Consider the following 2,485-nt stretch of genomic DNA (forward strand, 5'->3'; position numbering starts at 1 on the left):
CGCACGCGGCGCACCACTTCGTCCATCGCCGGGTGGAGGCTGGCCCCGGCCACCAGCACACAGCCGGCGCTCACCTCGGGGGCGGCCGCGGCCATGCGGTCGTAGGCCCCGTCGGCCAGGCACAGCGCGGCGCCGTGGGCGCGGAAGCGGGCAAAGGCGCGCCGCACGTCGGCCGTCGTCGGCGTGCCGGCCAGCTTCAGCTCGCCCGCCTCCTCCAGGCGCACGAGCAGCGTGTCGCCGAAGGGCACCGTCGCCTTGAGCCGCTCCAGCACGGTGTAGCGCGCCCGGCATTCCGCCAGGGCATAGGCGGCAACGGCGGCCAGGGTGCCGGCCGGTGCGCGCACCGGCGGTTTGGCCCGTCCCGTCCACGCATCGGCCTTCTCCCCGTCGACGCCCACGCTGACGAGGCCGACGGACAGTCCGGCGGCGGCGCACTCGGCCACGAGGTGGTTCAGCACCGTCGTCTTCCCCGCGTTCTTGGCCAGCCCAATCACCGCCACGCTGGCGGCGTCAGCTGCCCGTATGCGCTTCAGGAGCATGGCCGCACGCGCCGGCCTCCCCGTCGGCGGGTTTCAACTCGCCCAGGTACCGCTTGAACCGCTCGGGCACGGGCACGTCCTTGTACGTTTCGCGCCGCTTTTCGCGGGCCAGCTCGGCCGGCGCAAGGCTCATCCGCTCGTCGCGCAGGATGGCCGCCACGCCGACATGCTGGCCCTTCGCCGCCCGGCAGTAGGCGCAGTTCTCCTCGTCGTGGGGCCGGTAGTGCTTCGGCTCCGGGTAGGCCGTGATCACGCCCTCATAGTTGCGCAGCACCACCTTGTCGGCGCTGTACGAGACGACGTAGTTGGGCATAACCGGGATCTTGCCGCCACCCCCCGGGGCATCGACGACGAAGGTGGGCACGCAGTAGCCCGAGGTGTGGCCGCGCAGGTGTTCAATGATCTCGATGCCCTTCGCCACCGGGGCGCGGAAGTGGCCGATGCCTTCCGACAGGTCGCACTGGTAGAGGTAGTAGGGCCGCACGCGCACCTTCACCAGCTCGTGCACCAGCTTCTTCATGATGTTGGGGCAATCGTTGACCCCGGCGAGGATCACCGACTGGTTGCCGAGGGGCACCCCGGCGTCGGCCAGCATCTCGCAGGCCCGGCGCGCCTCGGGCGTCAGCTCCTTCGGATGGTTGAAGTGGGTGTTGATCCAGATGGGGTGGTACTTGCGGAGGATGGCGCACAGCTCCGGCGTGATGCGCTGCGGAAAGACCACCGGCGCCCGCGTTCCGAGGCGGATGATCTCCACGTGGGGAATCTTGCGCAGCTCGCTCAAGAGGTACTCGAGGATGCGGTCGTTGACGAGAAGCGCGTCGCCGCCGGACAGAAGCACGTCGCGGATTTGCGGCGTGCGCCGAATGTACTCCAAGCAGGCGTCCATCTGCTTTTTCGGCACGCCCATGCCGATCTGCCCGGAAAAGCGGCGCCGCGTGCAATAGCGGCAGTACATCGAGCACTGGTTGGTGATAAGGAAGAGCACCCGGTCGGGATAGCGATGGGTAAGGCCCACCACAGGCGAGTCGGTGTCCTCGTGGAGCGGATCTTCCATGTCGTACTGCGTCTTCAGGATCTCCGCCGACACCGGAACGGCCTGCTTGCGGATCGGGCAATTCGGGTCGTCGGGATCCATCAGCAGGGCGTAATACGGGGTGATGTTCAAGGGAATGGTCTGCGACGAGATGCGCACCCCTTCCTCTTCGTCCGGCGTCAGGTTGATCACCTGCTTCAATTCGTCCAGCGTGCGGATGGTGTGGGTGAGCTGCCACAGCCAGTCGTTCCACTGCGCCTCCGTCACGTCTTTCCACAGCGGAATCTCCCGCCAATCGCGCATCGCCCATCCTCCCTTTCCATTCGGATGAAATCGGGTTGGCGTCCCGCCGCAATCCCCGACGCGATCGTTGCGAGCGGCGACGCGGCGGGCCTGCCCGCCGTCACGCCGTCAGTTCCGCAAAAAGGGCCCGCAGCGCCGGGTCGCGGCGCACCCAATCGAGGGCCAGCTCGGCATGCCCCTTGGCGTAGCCGTTTCCCATGAAGAGCCGCACGTCCTTCCCCACGCCTTCCGCGCCCAGTGCCGCCTGGGAGAAGCTCGTCGCCATGCTGAAGAACAGCACCGCCCCGCCGTCGCGGCAGGCCAAGATCGCGGCCATCTCGGCGTTGGGCACGCTGACGCAGCTGATGACCACGTCGCACAGGCGGCCCGCCGTCGCCTCCTCCACCGCCGCGAGCACCTCGGTGGCCTGGGTGGCGTCAAGGGCGAGGACGGCATCGGCCACGCCGAGGCGCTCGATGCGGCGCCGCCCCGCCTCGCCAACCTCCACGGCCAGCACGCGCCCCGCCGGCCCGGTCCGGCGCCGCGCTTCGGCCAAGCAGAGCAGCCCGGACCGCAATCACTCAGCTAAAATCTAACCGAAGGGAGACTGGATCACTCACATCGAAATCTT

General features: G+C 68.5%; 2 protein-coding genes and 1 pseudogene. All 3 read right to left on the reverse strand.

Annotated features, from left to right (window positions below; translation table 11 throughout):
* A pseudogene (locus tag IEX61_RS12135) lies at positions 1-539 on the reverse strand (KamB family protein); the annotation flags it as partial.
* Positions 511-1,875: a lysine 2,3-aminomutase gene (gene kamA, locus IEX61_RS12140; RefSeq protein WP_054673240.1), complete on the reverse strand. Its 1,365-nt coding sequence runs from the start codon at positions 1,873-1,875 to the stop codon at positions 511-513. The gene kamA and the pseudogene IEX61_RS12135, both read right to left, overlap by 29 nt.
* 100 nt (positions 1,876-1,975) lie before the next feature.
* Positions 1,976-2,410 (reverse strand): MDR/zinc-dependent alcohol dehydrogenase-like family protein, encoded by a 435-nt coding sequence (locus IEX61_RS12145; protein ID WP_188818237.1) that lies wholly within the window; start codon positions 2,408-2,410, stop codon positions 1,976-1,978.
* Positions 2,411-2,485: the final 75 nt, after the last annotated feature.

Source organism: Calditerricola satsumensis, assembly GCF_014646935.1.
Taxonomy (GTDB): Bacteria; Bacillota; Bacilli; order Calditerricolales; family Calditerricolaceae; genus Calditerricola; species Calditerricola satsumensis.

Coding starts and splice junctions, on each gene's coding strand:
- kamA (WP_054673240.1), bottom strand. CDS start 1,875: ATGCGCGATTGGCGGGAGATTCCGCTGTGGAAAGACGTGACGGAGGCG.